Below are 20,214 nucleotides of genomic sequence, written 5' to 3' on the forward strand. Positions count from 1 at the left end.
ATGATGAACCAGGAAAGCGTTTCAGATCTGATCGGAAACACGGCCTTACTTAGGCAGAATATACATAAAGTGATTATCGGTCAGGACAAGGTCATCACTCAATTATTGGTAGGAATGATCGCTGGAGGTCATGTTTTGCTGGAAGGTGTCCCCGGTTTGGCCAAGACATTATTGGTAAGAACACTCGCAGAAGCTGTTTCAGGAAGCTTTAACAGAATTCAATTTACTCCGGACTTGATGCCTTCAGATATTCTTGGTACTGAAATTCTTCAAACCGATCAGCAAGGCAATAAATTTTTCAAATATTCACCAGGTCCTGTATTTGCAAATATAGTCCTGGCTGACGAAATCAATCGAACTCCCCCAAAAACGCAGGCAGCTTTATTGGAATTAATGCAGGAGCACGCAGTCACCTATGCAGGCAAGAGATATCCTCTGCCGGAACCATTTTTTTTATTGGCTACTCAAAATCCTATTGAACAATCGGGCACTTTTCCTCTGCCTGAAGCTCAGGTAGACCGGTTTCTACTCTATATCAAAGTAGATTATCCAACCGGCGAAGAGGAAGAACAGATTCTCGCTGCCACCACAGGAAATGCAAAAAAAATGGTCGACGCGGTATATAGCATGCAACAAATTTTGGAGCTTCAAAGCTTATGCAGACAGGTGACTATTGATCGAGAATTGGTAAAGCAGGTCAGCTCATGGATTCGTAGTTCCAGGCCACATGACACCAAAAATGAACAAGTCAAGAAATATGTTGATTGGGGCGCAGGTCCAAGAGCCGGACAGGCATTAATCCTGGCAGCAAAAGCCCATGCCTTGCTGGATGATCGATATGCCGTTACGCCTGATGATTTGAAAACCATGCTTTTACCTGCACTGCAGCATCGAATTTTACTCAACTTTAAAGCCATTTCAGAAGAAGTAAGAATTAGCGAGATCCTTTCATCTATAGTGAATGGGAACTAGAAAAGCTCAGATGATTGATCCTTCCACCATCCAGAGTCTCAAGAACTTTGAATGGATTTCAAAAATTCTTGCCAAAGGATTCATGCAGGGAAAGCATTCTTCCGGAAGACTTGGGCAAGGTATGGAATTTCAGCAATATCGAAATTACCTTCCTGGCGACGATATTCGGAATATTGATTGGAAAATGTTTGCTAAGACAGAAAAATTATACATCAAGCAGTCCATCATTGAAACGGAACATCACTACCACTTCATTATTGACAATTCGAGGTCCATGCTGTACGAAGAAAATGGATGGTCTAAATTAATGTTAGCAAAAATCCTGACCTCTTCCATGATGAGAATTGTTGCCAATCAAGGCGATCGTTTTAGCTGGCAAGCCAGTGAAGAAAATATGCCTCGTGGTAGTGGAATGAAGCATTGGCACTATGCCATTGAAAAATTGTATAATTTGACAACATCAACTACAAGCCTCAATCTTCATCCGGGATTTCTTAGAAATGCTACCATTATCTATATGTCAGACTTTTACGATCAAATTGAAGTCCTGCAATCGCAGTTTAAGCTGCTAAAGAATCCGCTGACAGAAGTCGTACTTTTTCACATATTGGGAACCAAAGAAAAATCACTCACATTCGGCAGAAACACCACATTTTTAGATTTGGAGTCTGGAGAAAAATTGAATGTCAATGCTGTAGCGACTCAATCACAATATCAGAAACGTCTTTTGGCACATCTCAATGCATTAAATAACATATGTTTAGCGCTCGGCATCCATCTTGAAGAGTGCCTCATGAACCGCTCAATAACCGAATGCTTGAGACAGTTTTTTCATGTCTATCAACAAAATAATGCATGATGGAGTGGGCCAACACATCAGCATTTTGGGGATTGACGGGTATAGCGATTCCGACCATTGTATTCCTTCTTAGCAAGAAAAAACAGACTATTATTCCGTTCGGGTCCATAACATTTCTTCAAGAGTCAGAATCCAGGACCGCCAGAAGTATTTTGCCCTCCCAATGGTTATTGTATTTATTGCGAATAGTGCTACTCACAATATTCGTCATATGGCAAGCAAAACCTCTATTCGAGCTTGAGCATCCTCAAAAGAGAGTAGTGGTAGAAAAGCAATTGTATGAAAGTCCCGAATGGTCAGATTTGGACTTAGATCTGCAAGTAGAACCTGACATAGTAGATCCATCGTCCTTGTGGTTGCTTGCTAGAAAGTATAATCAGTCTGGAGATTCTGTCATCATTTTCACCCGAGGCCTAAGAAAGGACTTCAAAGGTAGCAGTATACCGTTGAGTCGCACGATTGAATGGAAGACCATACCGTATAAAGATGCTTCTAGCCGTACGGATACCCTGGTCCATAAGGATCAATCTGTTGTTGTTGAAATTAAAAGTGACGAACAGGGTATTACATGGGAAAGTAACAATACTGCTAAAACAGTTAATGAAGAGCCTATAAAAATCAAGATACTGGCTTCTGGTGAAAGAAAGGATGAGGCCAATCAGGTTAGGGCTATCATCGATTCTTATCAACAAAACTTACCTCTGGCATTTGAGTACGTAGATGAGAACTATGACTTATTGATGCGAATAGATACGATCGCTCATCAAGAGTCCTCAACTTATTTTGATTGGTCTCATTTTGTTGGGTCGCTTCGATTACAGAAACACTATCATCATGCTTACAAAATTTCGGGATCTTTGAACCGGGAAAGCTTAACTGAGTCCAATTTTGCGGTTGATCTGGCTGCTGTAATACTCAATGAATATCTGAATCTCTCTGAACTCGACAGAACAGTTAAGAATGAACTTAATTTTCAAGATCAGGCGAAAGTAAAAAGAGCAAAAATTAAGAGTGCTGATCAAAGCTACATATGGATCAGTGCACTTTTAATCGTTTTATTTGTTGAAAGATATTTTGCATACCAATCAATTAAAGGATGAGGTTAGATAGTACCACAAGTCTCCTGAAAAGATGGCGCAACAGGGAAGTTGCGATGGCTTTGTCTGGCATCCTGTTGATTTGGATATTAGCCTATTTTTTAATCGGTGGCATTGAAATATTATGGTTGATGATAGCTGTGCCAATGCTAGGCAGCTTACTCATCTTGATATTTCTCTACAAAAATTGGCCTAAGAACCAACAAGTGGTCACCTTTTTACACCAAAAATACCCTACCTTAGAATACAGCTTGAGTCTTTTAGATCGCCCTGATGTCTCGCTCAATGATTTGGAAAGACTTCAAAAAAATATAGTACAGCAAAGACTAAATAGCATTGATACAGGCATTCCTTCCGGGAAAAGACTTTTAACCAGATTGGCTTCCATAGTATTGCTATCGTTTTTGCTTATGTTCACCCTTCCTTACGTACATGGTCAAAAAAGTAAAGTAGAGTCGAATAAAGAAAAGACGAAAACCCTCGTTTCAACCATTGACCCAAAACAAGATTCTGCTTACCTGGAGGATATGAGACTGTTAGTCAGCCCACCTGCTTATACGGGTTTACCGACTTATGTCAATAAAGATTTGCAAGGCACGGTTGCCGAGGGTTCCCAATTAATGTGGAAATATGATATACAAGGTCCGGTTGAGGTAGTAGAACTATATTACGGAGAGGATGAAAGAACACCCATCAAAAGTATAAAAGCGTTAAACAGTGCAGTTTACTATTATGCTTTCAATGATTCCGCAGGCCGCCGAACCCAATCGCCCTATTACAGCATCAGTGTTAAAGAAGACCAAAAACCGGAAGTAGGTATTTCAGGTATCGAAGAATATCAGAAGTTTCCTTGGAAAGATAATTATGATATTCATTTCAACATTAAAATAAATGATGAATATGGCGTGGAAGATGCTTTTCTTTCCGCAACGGTTGCTGATGGTGAAGGAGAAGCCGTTAAGTTCAGGGAAAAAACCTTTCCTTTAAAAAATCTGAGTGAGAGTACCTTCTCCTTTTCAACCAAAGCGTTAGAAATGGAACCAGGCAGCGAGCTGTATTTCTATGTGATGGCCAAGGACAATTGTCCATTTCGGATTCAGGTCACCAAGTCTTCCACCTATTTTATAGTTTTAGAAGACACTACAACGCGAGATTATATGGACCAATCTGGTATGCAAGTGGATCTGATGCCAGATTTTTTCAGAAGTCAACGGCAAATCATCATTGATACCGAAAAGCTGATCGCTGAAAAAGGACAGATTTCTAGACAGGAATTTAAACAAAGAAGCAATGAGTTAGGCTACGATCAGAAATTGTTAAGACTTAAATATGGACAGTTTCTGGGAGAAGAGGCTGAAAGTGGAATTGTCATCGAAAATGAAGTCGAGGCAAACCATGACGACCAGGACCACGACCACGACCATGACCACGGCGATGGAGATGTTGCAGGTCAAGTAAATGTTTTAGAAGAATATGGGCATGATCATGATCATGAAGCTGAGGAAGGCATGTTGCTTGAGGAAAACGGTACGAGAAATGAGGACCCTGCAAGACCTGATTGGGTTCAGGAGTTATCTCATAATCACGATAATACTGAAGTGAACACCTATTTTGAGATTTCATTGAAAAGCAAACTGAAGGCGGCATTATCGGTCATGTGGGACTCTGAACTACAGCTCAGGCTATATCAACCTAAAGAATCACTTCCTTATCAGTATGAGGCGTTAGAATATCTACAGGAAATTAAAAATCACGCAAGGGTTTATGTGCACCGTATTGGCTTTGATCCTCCTGTAATCAAAGAGAAAGAAAAGCGATTAAGTGGCGATTTAGAGGAGGTAGTATCCGCTGAGAATGAACGTAACTTTAATACTGAAGAACAGTTGGATAAAATCCAGGAAGCCATACAGATCGTCTCAGAGCGAACTGACCAACAATTAGAATTTCAAGAACCCGAATTGAAAGTACTTGAAGAGGCGGGTCAGGTCATGGCAAGGATGGCCATTGAGCAAATCGATTTACTTAAAGGCTTATCCTTATTGAGGGAAATTATCAATAAGAAGGCATTTGAAAATAAATTGGAAGCGGAGCGGCTTCTCAGATATTTCCTGCGTACATTGCCAGAAGAATCTTCTAATGTTGTGCCGGCCAGGCCCGTGATCCATCCCATCAACAAGGCAGCGATCGAAGCATTATGACCATCGTTTGGACATATGAATTGATCACGGTCACCACCGTTTTATTGCTCTTTCTCGTCATTTTTTCTACATGGTCTAATAAATTTTTTAGATCAATTTGTCTGATCATAGGATTATTTGGTTTGTGGCTGTCAATGGCTGATCCTACTTACGAATTGACGAAGTACAAACGTGCCACGGAGGTAGCCAACATTCCGGAGTTTTTAATATCAAAGCAGGCAGGTGAAACAGATACAGTCCTCATCTCGGGATTTGATCACCACCTGGAAGATCTTGACCTTCTGGATTCATTCCATGTAAAAGTCGATTCACAGTTCTACATACAGCCAGGGCTATTTGATATTCATTACAATGATCGCGTCATAGCATCCGAAAAAGTCAGTATTAATGGTAAAGTATATGGTGTGAGTGATGACACGTTCAATGTCATTTTGGAGTCACCAGATGGAGAACAGATAAAACCAAAGTTTGGCAGTACCGAACTTTTCCAATTTAGCGTTGAGGCCCCTGTTGCTGGATTATATGAATACAAAATGATGTTGATTCAGAACCTGGATACTGTTGTTGAACTACTACCTCTCCAAGTACTCCCCGCCAGGCAGCTTACCATGTTGATCTATACCAATCGGCCGGGTTTCGAATACAACTATCTGAAGAATTATTGGGTGGAGGAGGGACATGGTATCATCCAAAAAGTCAGAGTGTCTAAGGATCGATTCAACAGTACTTATATCAACGCACCTTCGCTAAGTTTTGATAGGCTCACAGAATCGGTGCTGCATGACTTGGATGTCATTTTAATGGATGTTGAGATGTGGAATTCTATCAATACGGAGGAAAGGAGAGTGGTGCTATCTGCAATAGACAATTATGGCTTGGGCTTGATTCTTAGTCCCGGTATCGAAGGAGCTCGTGCAAGAGACCTGCCATTCAATGAATTAGCTGATATATCAGCAGAGGACATTGATAACGTGGATTTGCAACGATTGACTTACTCCTTAGCTAATGAGTGGAAAACATTCGATTCGGGTTTTTCATTTGGAAAGGGTTATGGTAAGGTGGTCCTATTGAAGTGGGGGAGTACCTATCGATTGATCCTGGCTGATAAGGCTAAACTTTATCAGAATATTTGGTCAGAAGTTTTTTCTGAAGCTTATGTTCAATTTCAGGAAGGCTTTGTGGCTGAAAGCTCGTTCCCAACATTTGCACAGGATGAAGTGGAATTGAAATTATATCAGACGATGCAAGATGATAGCATCTTTCTGCTTGATCAGAAGCTTTCGTTAATGAACCTCCCGCTCTTGACTGGTGTGGCTTATGCTCATGTTGAACCCCAAATGGGATGGAACAAATTGACTCGAAGCACAGATAGAGCAGAAGATTGGTTTTATGCTTTCGACACGAGTGCCTGGAAAACCTGGCAGCAGCTGAAAGTAAAAGATCGACTATTACAACTTTCATCACAGGAAGGGAAAACCATTAGCGACGTATATATGCTACGTAAAACCTTGCCCTGGTGGTTGGGGTACATGCTATTTCTCATCGGATTCGGTTTGATTTGGGTCCTGGAGAAACTCACATAAACTGCTACAATTTACTCAGCAGACCTTTCTTATTGATCACATATGGAACGATCAAAATACAACACAAGAGGAAAACGAAAATGTAAATGGGGTCTGTATTTCCGCCCAAGCCAAAAAAGGAAATAAGGACATGCCAGATAGAGTCCATCGGCAATTCGTTTCTATTGATGGTGTATTCAAATCTATAACTGAGATAAAAAGTCATGAATAGATAGAAAATGAAGATGGCAAGTGGTGTCCTCCAGAGCTTATTTTTCCAGTCCATGGGACTGGCCAACATGAGCGCAATAATGAAAATGAAGGGAATGATGATGATCTCGTGGTGATTTTGATAGAGTAAAGCTTTTGGATTATTTCTACTTCGGTAACTCCTTACGAAAAGCTCTCTCCCATGTTCCCGCTTATCCCATACTTTAAATTCAATGTCCCAGTTGGGATTGGTTTCATGCCCTCCAGGACTGAATTCCGCAAAGACATGTGGATTAATGATGTTAAACAGGGGTGCTGCAACCGCAGAATAATAGGAGCAATGAACTGCTCTTACTTTAGTAATGGAAAATATAACGATCAGCGAAATAAAAATAGCCAGAAAAAGTACCACGAACCTGGTAATGGGACTACGCTTTAACATTAGGAATCAGTTCCGTTCTCTTCAACCATTGAACCCAGATGATCAAAGTAAATATGATGAATAATACCTGCCATACATCCACATGCATGATATCGAAAATGACATCATTGCCATACTTGCCTACTAGAAACAACGTACAAATACGGATGATGTTGATCACTGCTAAAACGGGTAATCCGATGCCCAGCCCCTTTAACTTGTGTCTCCATGAAGCTTTGAAAAACAAAACTGAGTAAAAGTACAATAACATTGGCGCAAGGGCGTCACATCCTTCTTTAATGGCAATGGAGAAACCGGATCCAGAGATGGTTCCATTTACCGAAGTAGTGCCTTGTCCAAAAATATTAAGAACCCCACTACTCACGATGGCATACGCGTTCAAAAGTTTCTGTGAGATGGGTGCAAACCACTCTTTATTGGTGAAGATAATCGAAACAATGGAGCAAAAACTTACCAAACCTATGTAGATCAACATTTGCTTTTTAAACGACCTGGAGAGTGTCCCTTTTTCTTGCTCTTTTTTTCTTTGTGCCAATGTTATTCTTGAAAAAGATGAATGAGATAGGCCAACAAGACACCGCTGATTAACCCGCCAGGAATATCAGCAGTCGTCATTTTATAGCCAAATGCCAATACGGATATCAACAACAGAAGAGCCAGAGCGAGCCAGACCTTAAGTACCAGAGCGATCAGCCTTTTTTTATGACCAGAAAACTGGAGTCCAAATAATCTAAAAGAGAATTGTTCTTTCTCATTCATTTTAAAGTCATGCTTTATGCAAATTTCGGCTTTTTGCTAGCGAAAATGAAAAAATAATCAAAAGTAATCCTAAAATAATAGCTCCCCACTGACCAAGGGTAGGTACCGTAAAATCTGCACAGGAATCAAAAGTGAGACTTGTAAAGAGTTCTCCTGTGTCCGTGGTATTGGTAACCAAAATTTGCGTGATATCTTCACTGGCAATCATACCCAGGAAAACAGGAGTATTACCATTAGAATTGATATTCGTGCTCCCTAAAGAACCGCTTGCTCCAAATACTTCAACGGTAAATACTGCGGATGCTGCAAAAGGTGTGATCAGTTCAAAAGAGACTGCGTTCACACTTGAAGTAAAACTAAAAATGGTATTGTCGGTAAAAGTATTGGGCCCTGCTGCATATGAAGGAGCACCAAGAGAACCAGTTCCTAACACAACATAATCATCTTCTGTTGGAGTCAAAGTAAATCCTGACTGGACATCACCTGGAGCGTAACATGCATCGTCACTCGTATCTGATATGCTTCCAAGGCAACCATCAGATATATTATTTGGACCAATTCTAGAACTGGTAAAATCTTCAGCAACCGGAGCATTACTTATCGAGCAACCATCATTGAACATGACCTGATCCATGTAAAAATCAACGCCAGATGCTGGAATGACGAGATTCGAAGACTGTATTTCGGTTCCCTGTATTCCGCTTGGAGGATCTTCCATTTGCATTAAATCTGTCCATGAATCTTGTGCAGTAGTTGATGAAAAATATAAAAATACAATCACCAAAGGTAATAGGGTTCGTTTCATTTTGCTTATTGATTTGGTATTCATAAGAAATACAATTCAAATTAAAAATACAATAATACAGAATAATATACTATTGGAAGATCTAATTGGCATTGAGTCCTTATAATAAATTACCAAGAATTGTGCCCAATCATAATGCAATGGAATTAGCAGCTGAAAGGTGAAGTCTTAAAACAACCCTAGAAATCCCATATGTGTTTTGATATTCCTGAAGTCTAAAGGATTGCCCATCTGAGACCCAACGGCTACATTGACCCCAAAAATACCCGCTGCCGTTTCCAGGCTAAAGCCTGCTCCCGCACCGTATGGCTGATCCCATTCAAACTCGTCCAAGTATCTGTTTTGCCTCACACCATAGTCCACAAATGCAGCTAAGAAGGAATTTCTACTCAGCAATAAACGATATTCAAGCGTCGCAACAGTATAAAACTCAGCAAATACGGACTCTTCATCGAAACCCCGCAGAAGTCGATTGCCACCTATGCGATAATATTCATTTTCGAAAATCCTGGTTTCCGCAAAAATCTTCTCTGCCCTCAAAGCTGTCTTAATAGTAGATCTGGTGGCTATTGGTAAGTAAAATTCCGTTTGCACATTAACTTTAAATTGATAGGTGCTAAGGTCAATGCTGTCGTACGCTTGCGAAAAATCAACCACATCACTTTCTAGATCAAGGATTGCATTCGAAGGAATGATGTTTTTCTGTCCTGCCGTTCCGCGCAACAATATCCGATAACCTTTTCTCGGGTTAAACTGATAATCCAAATTTTGCCAATTGCTTTGCAAACCAAAATTATTGGTCGATACATCTAGCCTGGAGGGGAGCTTCTGAGTCCTCACAATGCTTTGTGTATCAATCTCGATTAGCCTGCTGGTTTGAATATTGTAGAAGGCTTTGAGGAAATTATTGGCTTTCAATTGATATAAAACTCCGAAGCTAAAATTGAGATCGCGGTGCTTATTTTCATTGCGAAATAAATTGAATTCCGAATCAAAGCCAAAAGGGAAATCCAATAAAAAAGGATATTGAAAATTAAAATCAAATCGTTGGGTTTCTTGTTTCAGTCTCTCAAATTTTATAGCAAATTGCTCGCCTTGCTTCAACTTGTTCTGCACCTCAAAGTTGACATCACCAGTTATGGTGTATCGCTGCTCTTGCCCTGAATTAGGCTGAATTCCGATGATGAAATCGAATCTCGAGGCATTCTTCTCCTGCAACTTCAGATTGACAATAGCTGAATTACCTATAAATCTTACGGTTGGATCTGAAGTCAATTCCAGGAATGGAAGGTTATTGATTCGATTTTTAATTTTTAAGACCTCCGAAGTGTTATAAGGATCGCCGGGACGCATTTGTAAGTAGTTGTATAGATAAGCTTTGCTGATGTGATCGAGACCATAAAGGTTGAAGGTGTCCATGGTGACCAATCTTCCTTTATCAATGTCCAGGAACCCGGTAAATAACCCTTCTTCAACTGAATAGTCCTTCAATTGTATGTTGGCGAAGGGGAAACCATTGTTTTCCAGCACTTTAATGACTCGGTCAAACATTTTACCGATGAAGCTGACCTCTAATTTTTTTCCGGTAATATTCCTGGGTTGATAACCCGCTTTAGCAAGCACCTCCTGAAATTGATCTTCCAGTTCCAACTTTCCAAATTCGTAGTTGGGACCCCGATGAATTTTAAAGGTAGCCGTGGAATCTTCAAACTTTAACTCATCAATCGAGGCTTCTAGATAGGCGGAAGCCCGAAGCTCATTCACCACTTTGCGTAGATCAAGGATCAATGCCAGACTGTCCATTCGCTTATTTTTCCACCGCTTTTGCAAATCGGGATCTTCTGTTCCGGGTTGAATGAAATACCTGGTTTGCTGCCCACTGATAACATTGGCACACAACAAAAAACTGAATAGTATTAAGCCATAAGTAAATCTCACAATCCGCGTAAAATTGGTACTTTTGATGATTAGAACGATTACAATCGATGTCAGGCATATACATTCACATACCTTTTTGCAAGCAGGCATGTCATTACTGCAATTTTCACTTTTCCACCTCGACCAAATACATGGATGAGATGGTAGGAGCCATATGTCTGGAGATCAGCATGCGTAGAAATGAGTTAGATGGACAAAAACTTGAAACCATTTACTTCGGGGGCGGAACTCCGAGCTTGCTCAGTGCTCAAGCGTTAAACCAGATCTTTGAAATCATTTATAAGCATTTCTCAGTGATGGATGATGCAGAAATCACATTGGAAGCCAATCCGGACGACCTATCTGTCGAAACATTAAGTCATTTGTCAGATAGTGCCGTCAACAGACTTAGTATAGGCGTGCAGTCTTTTCATGACAGTGAATTGGTCTGGATGAATAGGGCTCATTCGGCTATCGAATCGATGCGCTGTATGGAGGAGGTCAGGAACTTTGGGTTTCAGAACTTTTCGATAGATCTTATCTACGGATTGCCACACTCATCCCATGAACTTTGGGCTCGCAACCTGGAAATCGCGATTGACCTGAATGTGCCCCATGTCAGCATGTATGCTTTAACGGTTGAACCCAATACCGCCCTTGGGAAATGGGTGGAAAAAGGGAAGGAAGAAGAGCCTAATGACGGATATGTGTCAACCCAGTTTAATATGGGAATCTCTGCAATGGAAGAGGCGAAATATCATCATTATGAAATTTCAAACTATGCGATTCCAGGTAAAGAAGCGATCCACAATTCCAACTACTGGCGATCCAGACATTATATTGGAATTGGGCCATCAGCGCATTCATTTACCGGCAAGCAAAGATCTATGAATGTTGCTCATAATGTGAAGTATATGAATTCTATCCTTGAAGGGAAGTTGCCATCAGAAAAGGAGCAAATAGATGATGTGACGAGGTATAATGAATATGTCATGACCAGATTACGAACTACCTGGGGAATCAATACTGATGAGCTGGATCAATATAAAGATCATTTTAAAAAGGAAGTAGAACAACTCATAAAACGTGGCTGGGTGAGTCAAGATGGAAAAATCTATCGGCTCACACAAGCTGGAAAGCATTTTGCAGATGCGGCAGCAGCTGAATTGTTTTTGGTCTGAACCAGGTCAATGAATGTCTGGTATACATTATTGTGCTTTTACACTGAAAAATAGATTTTAATGTAAATAATGCCTCTCAAATCACAATTTTGTTATTAGATAGACTTGATTTCAAGAATCTTATTACATTAGTTGTCATTATTCATCTAACAAAAATTTGATATGAAATTGCAAAGCTTAAGCAATCTGCTGTTGGTAGCAGGGTTGTTATTGTTTATCACTTCCTGTGAAAAAGAAATCGGTCTGACTTCTGCGAACGATGAAATCGCAAGCGTAAACAACGTACAAATTCCCGGAGAAAGAGTGTGTGGTATGGATGCTCATATGGGACAATTATTACAAGATCCTGCATACGTTAAAAGACATCTGGCCAAATTTGATCGGATAGAGACTGTGGTCACTAACAGAGCAGACTGCCCTAATAAAGTGATCATCCCTGTAGCCATACATTACCAGAGAATCAGAAACGCTGATATCAATTGTTTGAGAGATCAGGCCATGGATCAAATCAGGATCCTGAACGAGGATTACAGTGGGACGAATAGCGATATTAGCAATTGGAATGCCATTTCTAATCTATTCAATACAACCAATGGTGAGACATGTATCGAATTCTGCATAGCCACTAAAAATCACCCTGCAGGATATGGACTTGCGGAAGGCGATTTGGCAGTTACATTGAATGAAACCAGAGGAGATAGCGATAGAAACTGGAGTGGCTATTTGAATATTTTCGTCCGTGATATTCAATATTTAGGTTACTCACCTTTAGGAGGAGATGGAGACGGTGATGGCGTGGTCGTGGACAACAATGCCTTTGCGTCTATTTCATGTAGTGGTACTGAATTGGGAGGTACCTATAATCTAGGAAGAACTTTAACCCATGAATTAGGCCACTACCTTTTACTGGACCATATCTGGGGAGGTGGATGCGGTTCTGATGATGGAGTAGGTGATACTCCTGATTCCAGTGGACCTTACTATGGGTGCCCTGCAAATGGAGCTGCAACTTGCGGATCTACTGATATGCACATGAATTATATGGACTATACGGATGATGCATGTATGTACATGTTTTCAGCAGGACAGTCTAGCAGAATGGAAGGCTATGTTGCCTCAAGTTTGCAAGCACTTGCGGCCAATGCCTCCAATGTATGTGGAGAGGTAGGTCCTCCACCGCCACCTCCAGCTGATTGCAACACACCTACAGGTTTGAGTGCCAATGTCAATAAGAAAAAAGTGACTTTAAGCTGGGATGCACAGGCCGGAGCAACATTTGATGTTCGGTACAAAAAGACTAACGAATCTACATGGACTGTGGTATCCACTTTAGGAAGCAGTGTTACTTTGAATGGAGTGAAGTCAGGTAGTTATGAATTCCAGGTGAAGTGTAGCGAGTCGATGGAATATACACAATCTGTGAATTTCAACGTTTAGAATATATTATTGAATATGATTGAATCCGGTCAGGGAATCATTCCCTACCGGATTTTTTTTATGAAGCAAACTTATCTTCTATTTTTGAGTTTGATTGATGTTGAAGAATTAAATATCGAGACCCATTATGCTAAGAATCATTTGTATCCTTATTCTGCTTTACACCCTATTTTCATGTACTCCCAAAGTAGCTGAAGTTACAGAAGAAAAAACGGAACAAACTCGCCCTGTTTATGAAGGAAATTGCGCCAGCTTCTCTGACATCACTCCAGCACAGAAGGATCAAGCTGAAACGGCCTATGTACTTTATAAGGATTTCCTTAGAGCAAAAGATTATGATCAAGCCTACGATTATTGGAAAACAGCCATGAGGTTAGCACCTAAGTCAAACGGGACCATTCAATACCAATTTGATGACGGACTTCGAATCTTTAAGCACTATTATGATCAAACATCAGACTCTACAGAGATGAAGGAGTGGGCAGAAAAAGCAATGGATCTCTATGAACTTCGAGTGGAGTGTTTCGGAGATGAGGATTATCTGGCAGGTCGTCAAGCCTTCGATATGTTTTACAACTATAGACCATTTTATAGCGATCAGGAAATCTATAATCTTTTTAAACAGGCTATAGATGGACAAGGAGACAGCACAGGTTACTTTGTGGTCAATCCATTTACCAAGGTGTTGGTAGAGAATATTTTTGAAGAGCGTATCACTATAGAAGAAGGAAAGGAATATGCAAATAAATTGCTCGGTGTCATCAAATATGGTAATGAGCATTGTGAGGACAAAGAAAATTGCGATGCATGGGCCATTATTAACGATTATGCTCCTGCACGATTAGAAGCATTAGAAGGCTATGAAGCTTTTTATGATTGTGAATACTATATTGACAAGTATTATCAAGAGTTTTTAGACAACCCGGAAGATTGTGAAGTGATTGTAGGTCTGTTTGTAAAGTTGAGATACGGAGGTTGTGAGGAAACGCTCGACGAATTCACGAAGGTTGCTGAGGCCAGAAAGGCCAACTGTATGAAAGAGGCTCCTGAAGTTTCAACAGCAGGTCCCTTAAGACAAGCTTTTGATTTTTATAACAATGGTCAATTTAAAGAAGCTGTTGAGAAATTCAAGGAATTTGTAGAAGGATCCGATGATCCAGAAAAACGAGCAAAGTATAATTTACTGATTGCCAAACTTTATTACAGGGATCTTAAAAATTTCAGTCAGGCCAGAAAATATGCACTTGAAGCCGCCAGCGATAAAGACAATTGGGGCGAGCCTTACATGTTGATCGGGAAGTTATATGCCAGTAGCGGCCCTCTTTGTGGTCCCGGTACAGGATTTGATAGTCAGGTAGTGACCTGGCCGGCCATTGATAAATGGCAGTATGCGAAAAAAATCGATCCTTCGTTGGCAGCTGAAGCGAATCAACTGATCAATACTTATAGCGCCTATATGCCCAAAAAGGAAGATATTTTCTCCAGGAGTATTAAAGCTGGTTCTACATATACCGTAGGTTGTTGGATCCAGGAACAGACCCGAGTGAGGACAGCAAATTGATCTGCGGGAGTAGAGTACTAAACTATTCGTATTTCAAAAAAGCGTTGCATTGGTGCAATGACATTATGAAATAAGCAATCGATTATTTCAACACCTTGCGATAGATAATACCATTTCTTTCATCGATAATTTCAAGAATATAGACTCCATCTGATAAATCAGAAGTATTTATTTTTAGCTCATTGACTTGCAAATTGTCAATGCTTTTCACTTTCATGCCAGAGATATTGAATAAAGTGACCCTTGATAAGGCCCTGAGATCCGAAGTGACAAGCATAAAGTCATTAAAGGGGTTGGGTGAAATGGAAATGTCATTCTCATTCTCATAATTCTCTAGGTTGGAAGATGACTGCTCGACAGTCAATATAAATGAGGCCTCGTTTGTACCACCTCTGTTGTCTGTGGCGACGACCTTGATTTCATGCTGACCTATGGGCAAATTGTTTACTTCGTTGGGATTCGGAGAATTGGCATGTCCCCAGGTGTATGGGAAAACAGCTTCTGTTCTGATCGACTCCTCATTAACAAACAATTCTACTTGCTCTATGAGTCCATCATTATCGGTTGCCATAGCTTCAACATATAGTTCATATCCTTCTGTGACTATTGTATCTTGACTTGGTACCACGAAAGACACCGAGGGTTTTTGATTGGCTACTTCTCCGAACCTACAATTGGTCCAAACTTTAAAGTCATCAAAATATATGTAATCTGTGGTAGGAGAATGCCATACGGTATCATTTCTACTACCACCTCTATACGTGTGCATGATCAAAGAATTGATCTTCACATTATCTTTTCCAGCATTTCGAAATAAGATATCGTTCTGCTCGAAAAGCAATATGTCGTCTACATACATTTGCAAAATGCCGTCATATTCACCAGGCGTATTTAACTTAATATATTGTTTAATCTTATACCAGATGTCTTTTTCAATATCTCTTATAAAAGGGAGATGTCCTCCACAATTACTAGTACGATCCGGAAAGTAAGGATATACAATTAGATACGGAGGTTGTGTCCAGGCTCTATTTCTCCTCCACATTAAACGGGCAGAAAAAGCATTCTGAATAACATCTTGGTTTTGAGTGCAACCAGCTGGTATACTTGAAGAATTTGATATGCCTCCACCCAGTCCAGGAAGTTTTCCGCCGGTGGTCCAGACAAAGTTTGAATCAAACTTCAATCTGTATTCCAGGACTGCTTCTTCCACACCATCGAAAGAACTATCGAATAAGAATCCTCCACTTCTTGCACTGGCATCGTTTTTAAGGTATTGAGCCCTAAGCTCGCCATTGACCACTCGGTTTTCCTGAGGCCAATCCGGACTCAATCCACGGATCTCTCCAGAAGTTCTTGCTGAAACATTATCAAAATCATTTCTTACCATATCCACCGTATAAACTTTATTGCTATCCAGATATTGGTTAAAAGTTTGTGAGAAAAGTAGGGTAGTACTATCGCATTCTTGACTGTGCAGCAATGATACATTGACAAACAAGATGAGAATCAGGAAGTGTAAATAATGGAATTTCATATCAGATCTTTTGTTCTTGAATGATAATTTAGAAAGAAAAGAGATAGGGAAGTGGACTCATGATGCAATCTGGACTTTCGCATGACCGGATTTAGACTAAATTCTACCTTCTAGGGATAATCTCTATATCGTCTACTTGTGCCATAAAAAAAGGCGATGAAACTGCTTTCATCGCCTTACTTTACTAACCAAAACTCAATCTATATATTTTAATCAATCCTTAAGTCTTCTACATGAACACCTGGATACTTACTTTTATCAAATACGAATATGGCATCAGGGTAAGATTTATTGGGTATGACATCTGATAATTTCATGGTATACCTACTCCCATCTTTAGAGAACACCTTCATAGAATTCACTTTATTTTTTCCTTTGACCACAGATAATCTCATCTTAGAATACGGTGATGACTTGTCTAATGGTTTGAATTCTATTTCCTGGTTTCCGTTTGCCTCAGCTGTTATCGCATATGCATACTCACCGGTTTTATATAGATTTAAAAGTGAAGTGGGATCCATGAAACCACCAGCCGCTGCCACATCTGCATTACTTAATTGCACTTCATTATTATTCTTCATATGCATCCAGATCGATTCACCGTCAGAATATATAGACTGCATTTCCGTATCTACATAAAACTTATCACCCTTTTGTATTAATTTCCCCTTCTGCACTTCTTCACCCATGCCTGGAAATTCAATGTTCAATTCAAAATCCATTTCTACGCTTTCATAATCCGATAGCTGACTGGAAATTTTGTCTAAAATGGCCTCAGCTTTTGGATCTTTTATTGCCACTGCATTGTCCTGAGCACCGGCCGCTGCAATAAGGAAAGCTAAAAGAAACATTGAAATGAATAATTTCATAATTCGTGTCATTTTATACTATTAAGACGAAAATTATCTAGAATAAGTTTACTTATCGTTATTAAGAATATGTTAAAAGCCTGCTGTAAAAAAGCCGCTGAAATTACATCCAGCGGCTTACTACTATTATCATTCCCTGCTTTGCGAAGGCGAGGTGGTCGAAATATGAAGCTCAAGTCATGCAGTTCTCAAGACTTGGGCGACGTTAATTTATTTTAAGTGGCAGCATTGACAAATAAATTTCAACAATGCAATCTTTCTAGTTCTTTAATTTATCCATAAATGCGTCGAGTTCCTGTTCGCTGAAGAACAAAACCTCTCTTGGTTTCGACCCCTGTGCTGCTCCTACAATACCCAGTGATTCCATCTGATCCATGATTCTGCCGGCTCTGTTATAACCTAACGATAATTTCCTTTGAATCATCGAGGTAGAACCTGATTGACTTCCAACGATCAATTTTGCTGCTTCGTCAAACATAGGATCCAGGTCGGAGTAGCTGATGGCCTTTCCATTTCCATCTTCGTTTTCTCCTACAAACTCTGGCAACATATACGGCGTTTCATAGCCTTGTTGACCAGCTATATGTGTAATAACTTCTTCTACTTCCGGCGTATCGATGAATGCACACTGCAATCTCACATTATTTCCTCCTATAGATAGCAACATATCTCCTCTTCCGATCAACTGATCTGCGCCTTTAGAATCCAGGATGGTTCTTGAATCGACAGTCGAAGTCACTTTGAAAGCAAGTCGCGCAGGGAAGTTCGCCTTAATGAGTCCGGTAATGATCTTAACAGAAGGCCTTTGAGTAGCAATGATCAAGTGAATTCCAACGGCTCTTGCCAATTGGGCTAATCTTCCTATTGGCATTTCCACCTCTTTTCCAGCAGTCATGATCAAATCTGCAAACTCATCAATGACCAGGACAATGAAGGGTAAAAATTTGTGTCCTTCAAGCGGATTCAACTTCCGGTCCTGAAACTTCTTGTTGTATTCTTTAATGTTTCTTACTCTGGCTTTCTGCAGTAACTCATATCGATTGTCCATTTCTATGCAGAGAGAATTCAAAGTATGAATCACCTTCGTGGTATCTGTTATAATGGCTTCATCTTCGCCGGGCAACTTAGCCAGGTAATGCTTAGAAATATCATTGTAGATGGGTAACTCCACCCTTTTAGGATCGACGAGAACCAATTTCAGTTCAGATGGATGCTTTTTATAAAGCAGTGACATTAGAATGGTGTTGATTCCCACCGATTTACCCTGGCCGGTAGCACCTGCAATTAACAGGTGCGGCATCTTAGAAAGATCTGCAACGAATACTTCATTGGCGATGGTCTTACCCAATGCAATCGGTAATTGCATTTTCGTATTTCTGTATTTTTCAGAGTTGAGCACTTCTTTCAATGAAACAATCTGACTCTTTTTATTCGGAACTTCTATACCGATGGTCCCTTTGCCTGGTATAGGTGCAATGATTCTGATCCCTAGTGCAGCCAAACTTAAAGCTATATCGTCTTCTAGGTTTCTGATTTTGGAAATTTTCACTCCGGGTGCAGGAACAATCTCATAAAGGGTGACGGTAGGACCTATGGTTGCCCGGATCTTAGTGATCTTAATATTATAGTTGGATAAAGTTTCGATGATCTGGTCCTTATTGGCTTCCAATTCAGCTCGGTCGATCTCTGTTTTATGCTCGTTATAATCGTTCAGGAAATCTAAAACAGGCATCTTATAATTAGATAGGTCCAATTTGGGATTGTAGGGATCTCTGGTATTTGGCTTGCCAGGAATAGATTGAGAATCATCGGTTAATTGTCCAATGGCAGAACTGGTCGTCAATCCTTCACCATTGGCAGCAGTAATCTCTAATTCTGAGTCCAATGTTAAATTCGGCCGCGGACTGGAGTCTTGTACTGATTCAAACTCCAGTCCGTTTCCAAAATTTCTGGAAGTGCCGTCAGATAAATCGGTTTCTGCAACGACCTCAGATTCAATTTCTTTAGAAGAGGAAGATAGACCAGGTCTGAGGTAATCCTCAGCCTGATCTCCTTCTTGCGCCAGTTTCTGGGATGGAACTGCTTTCGCTTCTTTTATATTTTTAGCCCATTTCTGGGTCATCTTTTCAAGTGGGTTATGTATTCTGAATGGAATATTTATTCCTGCGAAGGAAAACGAAGGATTAAAATTCCATATGATATAGGCTGTGGTGATAAAAATGATCATAACCAGAAGTCCCATATTGCCTAGGAAATTACTCAGCCATAAATACGAGCTCTCTCCAAAGGCCCCACCCCATGTAAATTCAGAATTGCTAAAAGCAAATTCAAGACATAAGGAAAAGAAAAGTGAAATGAGAACCACATTTCCGGTCAATAACCAAAAAGGTCCAAGCCTTCTTCTTTTAATCAAATCATAACCAAGTCTTAACAGTAAAAAAACAGTGGTAACAGATGGTAGCCCATAGCCCCAGTAAAAGAAAGCATTGGATGTCACTGCTCCTAATCTTCCCAGCCAATTACTCACTCCTAAATCACCTTGGAACAGTACCATCCAGGAAAATTTCAGCACTTTATCCTGGTCTACCTTCCATGTAAATAAATAAGAAACAAAGGCTATGGCTAAATAAATGGCCACAAGCCAACAAAAAAGTCCGAAGAACTTTCTCCACCTCTCATCTTTCAGTTTTAGCGTCTTCTTTTTCTTTGATACGCGTCTCTTACGTGCCATAATCTGCTTTTGGAATGGAACTATACTACATTACTTAATTTGTGTCCGTTACGACAATGTAAAGTTATGATTTAATC

Annotated in this window: 16 protein-coding genes; 8 read left to right on the plus strand and 8 right to left on the minus strand. The window is 40.1% G+C overall.

Translation table 11 applies throughout. From position 1 onward, the window contains the following. The 5 genes from L2567_RS04690 to L2567_RS04710 are packed head-to-tail and all read left to right on the plus strand — an operon-like array spanning position 1 to position 6,709. On the plus strand, positions 1-972 hold the full coding sequence (locus L2567_RS04690; protein WP_235296568.1) for an AAA family ATPase: 972 nt from the start codon (positions 1-3) through the stop codon (positions 970-972). Beyond that, positions 962-1,831, plus strand: coding sequence for a DUF58 domain-containing protein (locus tag L2567_RS04695; RefSeq protein ID WP_235296569.1), 870 nt, complete (start codon positions 962-964; stop codon positions 1,829-1,831). Before L2567_RS04690 ends, L2567_RS04695 begins: the two co-directional genes overlap by 11 nt. After that, on the plus strand, positions 1,831-2,931 hold the full coding sequence (locus L2567_RS04700) for a BatA domain-containing protein (RefSeq protein ID WP_235296570.1): 1,101 nt from the start codon (positions 1,831-1,833) through the stop codon (positions 2,929-2,931). The genes L2567_RS04695 and L2567_RS04700 overlap by 1 nt, the downstream gene beginning before the upstream one ends. Then, positions 2,928-5,126, plus strand: a complete 2,199-nt coding sequence (locus L2567_RS04705) for a hypothetical protein (protein WP_235296571.1) — start codon at positions 2,928-2,930, stop codon at positions 5,124-5,126. The genes L2567_RS04700 and L2567_RS04705 overlap by 4 nt, the downstream gene beginning before the upstream one ends. Continuing rightward, positions 5,123-6,709 carry a hypothetical protein gene (locus tag L2567_RS04710; RefSeq protein WP_235296572.1) on the plus strand — a complete coding sequence of 529 codons (1,587 nt, stop codon included), beginning with the start codon at positions 5,123-5,125 and terminating at the stop codon, positions 6,707-6,709. Before L2567_RS04705 ends, L2567_RS04710 begins: the two co-directional genes overlap by 4 nt. Positions 6,710-6,713: 4 nt before the next feature. On the opposite strand, the gene L2567_RS04715 is transcribed toward L2567_RS04710, so the two are convergent. From L2567_RS04715 to L2567_RS04735, 5 genes are all read right to left on the minus strand, one after another. Beyond that, a complete protein-coding gene (locus L2567_RS04715; RefSeq protein ID WP_235296574.1) occupies positions 6,714-7,340 on the minus strand; it encodes a hypothetical protein in 627 nt (208 codons plus the stop codon). Beyond that, positions 7,327-7,875 (minus strand): archaeosortase/exosortase family protein, encoded by a 549-nt coding sequence (locus L2567_RS04720; protein ID WP_235296575.1) that lies wholly within the window; start codon positions 7,873-7,875, stop codon positions 7,327-7,329. The genes L2567_RS04715 and L2567_RS04720 overlap by 14 nt, the downstream gene beginning before the upstream one ends. Before the next feature lie 2 nt (positions 7,876-7,877). Continuing rightward, positions 7,878-8,099: a hypothetical protein gene (locus tag L2567_RS04725; protein WP_235296576.1), complete on the minus strand. Its 222-nt coding sequence runs from the start codon at positions 8,097-8,099 to the stop codon at positions 7,878-7,880. A 7-nt stretch (positions 8,100-8,106) separates the two neighbouring features. Beyond that, positions 8,107-8,904 carry a hypothetical protein gene (locus tag L2567_RS04730; RefSeq protein ID WP_235296577.1) on the minus strand — a complete coding sequence of 266 codons (798 nt, stop codon included), beginning with the start codon at positions 8,902-8,904 and terminating at the stop codon, positions 8,107-8,109. Positions 8,905-9,072: 168 nt separating this feature from the next. Beyond that, positions 9,073-10,842 (minus strand): BamA/TamA family outer membrane protein, encoded by a 1,770-nt coding sequence (locus L2567_RS04735; RefSeq protein WP_235296578.1) that lies wholly within the window; start codon positions 10,840-10,842, stop codon positions 9,073-9,075. 47 nt (positions 10,843-10,889) lie between these two features. Between L2567_RS04735 and hemW the strand changes: the two genes are divergently transcribed. The 3 genes from hemW (at position 10,890) to L2567_RS04750 (ending at position 15,000) form a co-directional block, all read left to right on the plus strand. After that, positions 10,890-12,002, plus strand: coding sequence for a radical SAM family heme chaperone HemW (gene hemW, locus L2567_RS04740; protein WP_235296579.1), 1,113 nt, complete (start codon positions 10,890-10,892; stop codon positions 12,000-12,002). Between the two features lie 162 nt (positions 12,003-12,164). After that, positions 12,165-13,439, plus strand: coding sequence for a M43 family zinc metalloprotease (locus tag L2567_RS04745; RefSeq protein ID WP_235296580.1), 1,275 nt, complete (start codon positions 12,165-12,167; stop codon positions 13,437-13,439). 127 nt (positions 13,440-13,566) lie between these two features. Then, entirely contained in the window at positions 13,567-15,000 is a 1,434-nt protein-coding gene (locus L2567_RS04750; RefSeq protein WP_235296581.1) for a tetratricopeptide repeat protein, read from the plus strand. Positions 15,001-15,082: 82 nt separating this feature from the next. On the opposite strand, the gene L2567_RS04755 is transcribed toward L2567_RS04750, so the two are convergent. The 3 genes from L2567_RS04755 to L2567_RS04765 form a co-directional block, all read right to left on the minus strand. After that, positions 15,083-16,537, minus strand: coding sequence for a polysaccharide lyase (locus tag L2567_RS04755; RefSeq protein WP_235296582.1), 1,455 nt, complete (start codon positions 16,535-16,537; stop codon positions 15,083-15,085). Between the two features lie 209 nt (positions 16,538-16,746). Beyond that, positions 16,747-17,406, minus strand: a complete 660-nt coding sequence (locus L2567_RS04760) for a LolA family protein (protein ID WP_235296584.1) — start codon at positions 17,404-17,406, stop codon at positions 16,747-16,749. A gap of 259 nt (positions 17,407-17,665) precedes the next feature. After that, the gene (locus L2567_RS04765) at positions 17,666-20,137 is read right to left on the minus strand and encodes an FtsK/SpoIIIE family DNA translocase (protein ID WP_235296585.1); all 2,472 of its coding nucleotides are present in this window, start codon (positions 20,135-20,137) and stop codon (positions 17,666-17,668) included. Positions 20,138-20,214: the final 77 nt, after the last annotated feature.

Origin of the sequence: Portibacter marinus, assembly GCF_021533195.1 — a bacterium.
In the GTDB taxonomy this organism is placed as follows: Bacteria; Bacteroidota; Bacteroidia; order Chitinophagales; family Saprospiraceae; genus Portibacter; species Portibacter marinus.

Bases quoted from the DNA above. Each gene is read 5' to 3' on its own strand.
- L2567_RS04690 (WP_235296568.1), top strand. From the start codon at position 1: ATGATGAACCAGGAAAGCGTTTCAGATCTGATCGGAAACACGGCCTTA.
- L2567_RS04695 (WP_235296569.1), top strand. From the start codon at position 962: ATGGGAACTAGAAAAGCTCAGATGATTGATCCTTCCACCATCCAGAGT.
- L2567_RS04700 (WP_235296570.1), top strand. From the start codon at position 1,831: ATGGAGTGGGCCAACACATCAGCATTTTGGGGATTGACGGGTATAGCG.
- L2567_RS04705 (WP_235296571.1), top strand. From the start codon at position 2,928: ATGAGGTTAGATAGTACCACAAGTCTCCTGAAAAGATGGCGCAACAGG.
- L2567_RS04710 (WP_235296572.1), top strand. From the start codon at position 5,123: ATGACCATCGTTTGGACATATGAATTGATCACGGTCACCACCGTTTTA.
- L2567_RS04715 (WP_235296574.1), bottom strand. From the start codon at position 7,340: ATGTTAAAGCGTAGTCCCATTACCAGGTTCGTGGTACTTTTTCTGGCT.
- L2567_RS04725 (WP_235296576.1), bottom strand. From the start codon at position 8,099: ATGAATGAGAAAGAACAATTCTCTTTTAGATTATTTGGACTCCAGTTT.
- L2567_RS04730 (WP_235296577.1), bottom strand. From the start codon at position 8,904: ATGAAACGAACCCTATTACCTTTGGTGATTGTATTTTTATATTTTTCA.
- hemW (WP_235296579.1), top strand. From the start codon at position 10,890: ATGTCAGGCATATACATTCACATACCTTTTTGCAAGCAGGCATGTCAT.
- L2567_RS04745 (WP_235296580.1), top strand. From the start codon at position 12,165: ATGAAATTGCAAAGCTTAAGCAATCTGCTGTTGGTAGCAGGGTTGTTA.
- L2567_RS04750 (WP_235296581.1), top strand. From the start codon at position 13,567: ATGCTAAGAATCATTTGTATCCTTATTCTGCTTTACACCCTATTTTCA.
- L2567_RS04755 (WP_235296582.1), bottom strand. From the start codon at position 16,537: ATGAAATTCCATTATTTACACTTCCTGATTCTCATCTTGTTTGTCAAT.
- L2567_RS04760 (WP_235296584.1), bottom strand. From the start codon at position 17,406: ATGAAATTATTCATTTCAATGTTTCTTTTAGCTTTCCTTATTGCAGCG.
- L2567_RS04765 (WP_235296585.1), bottom strand. From the start codon at position 20,137: ATGGCACGTAAGAGACGCGTATCAAAGAAAAAGAAGACGCTAAAACTG.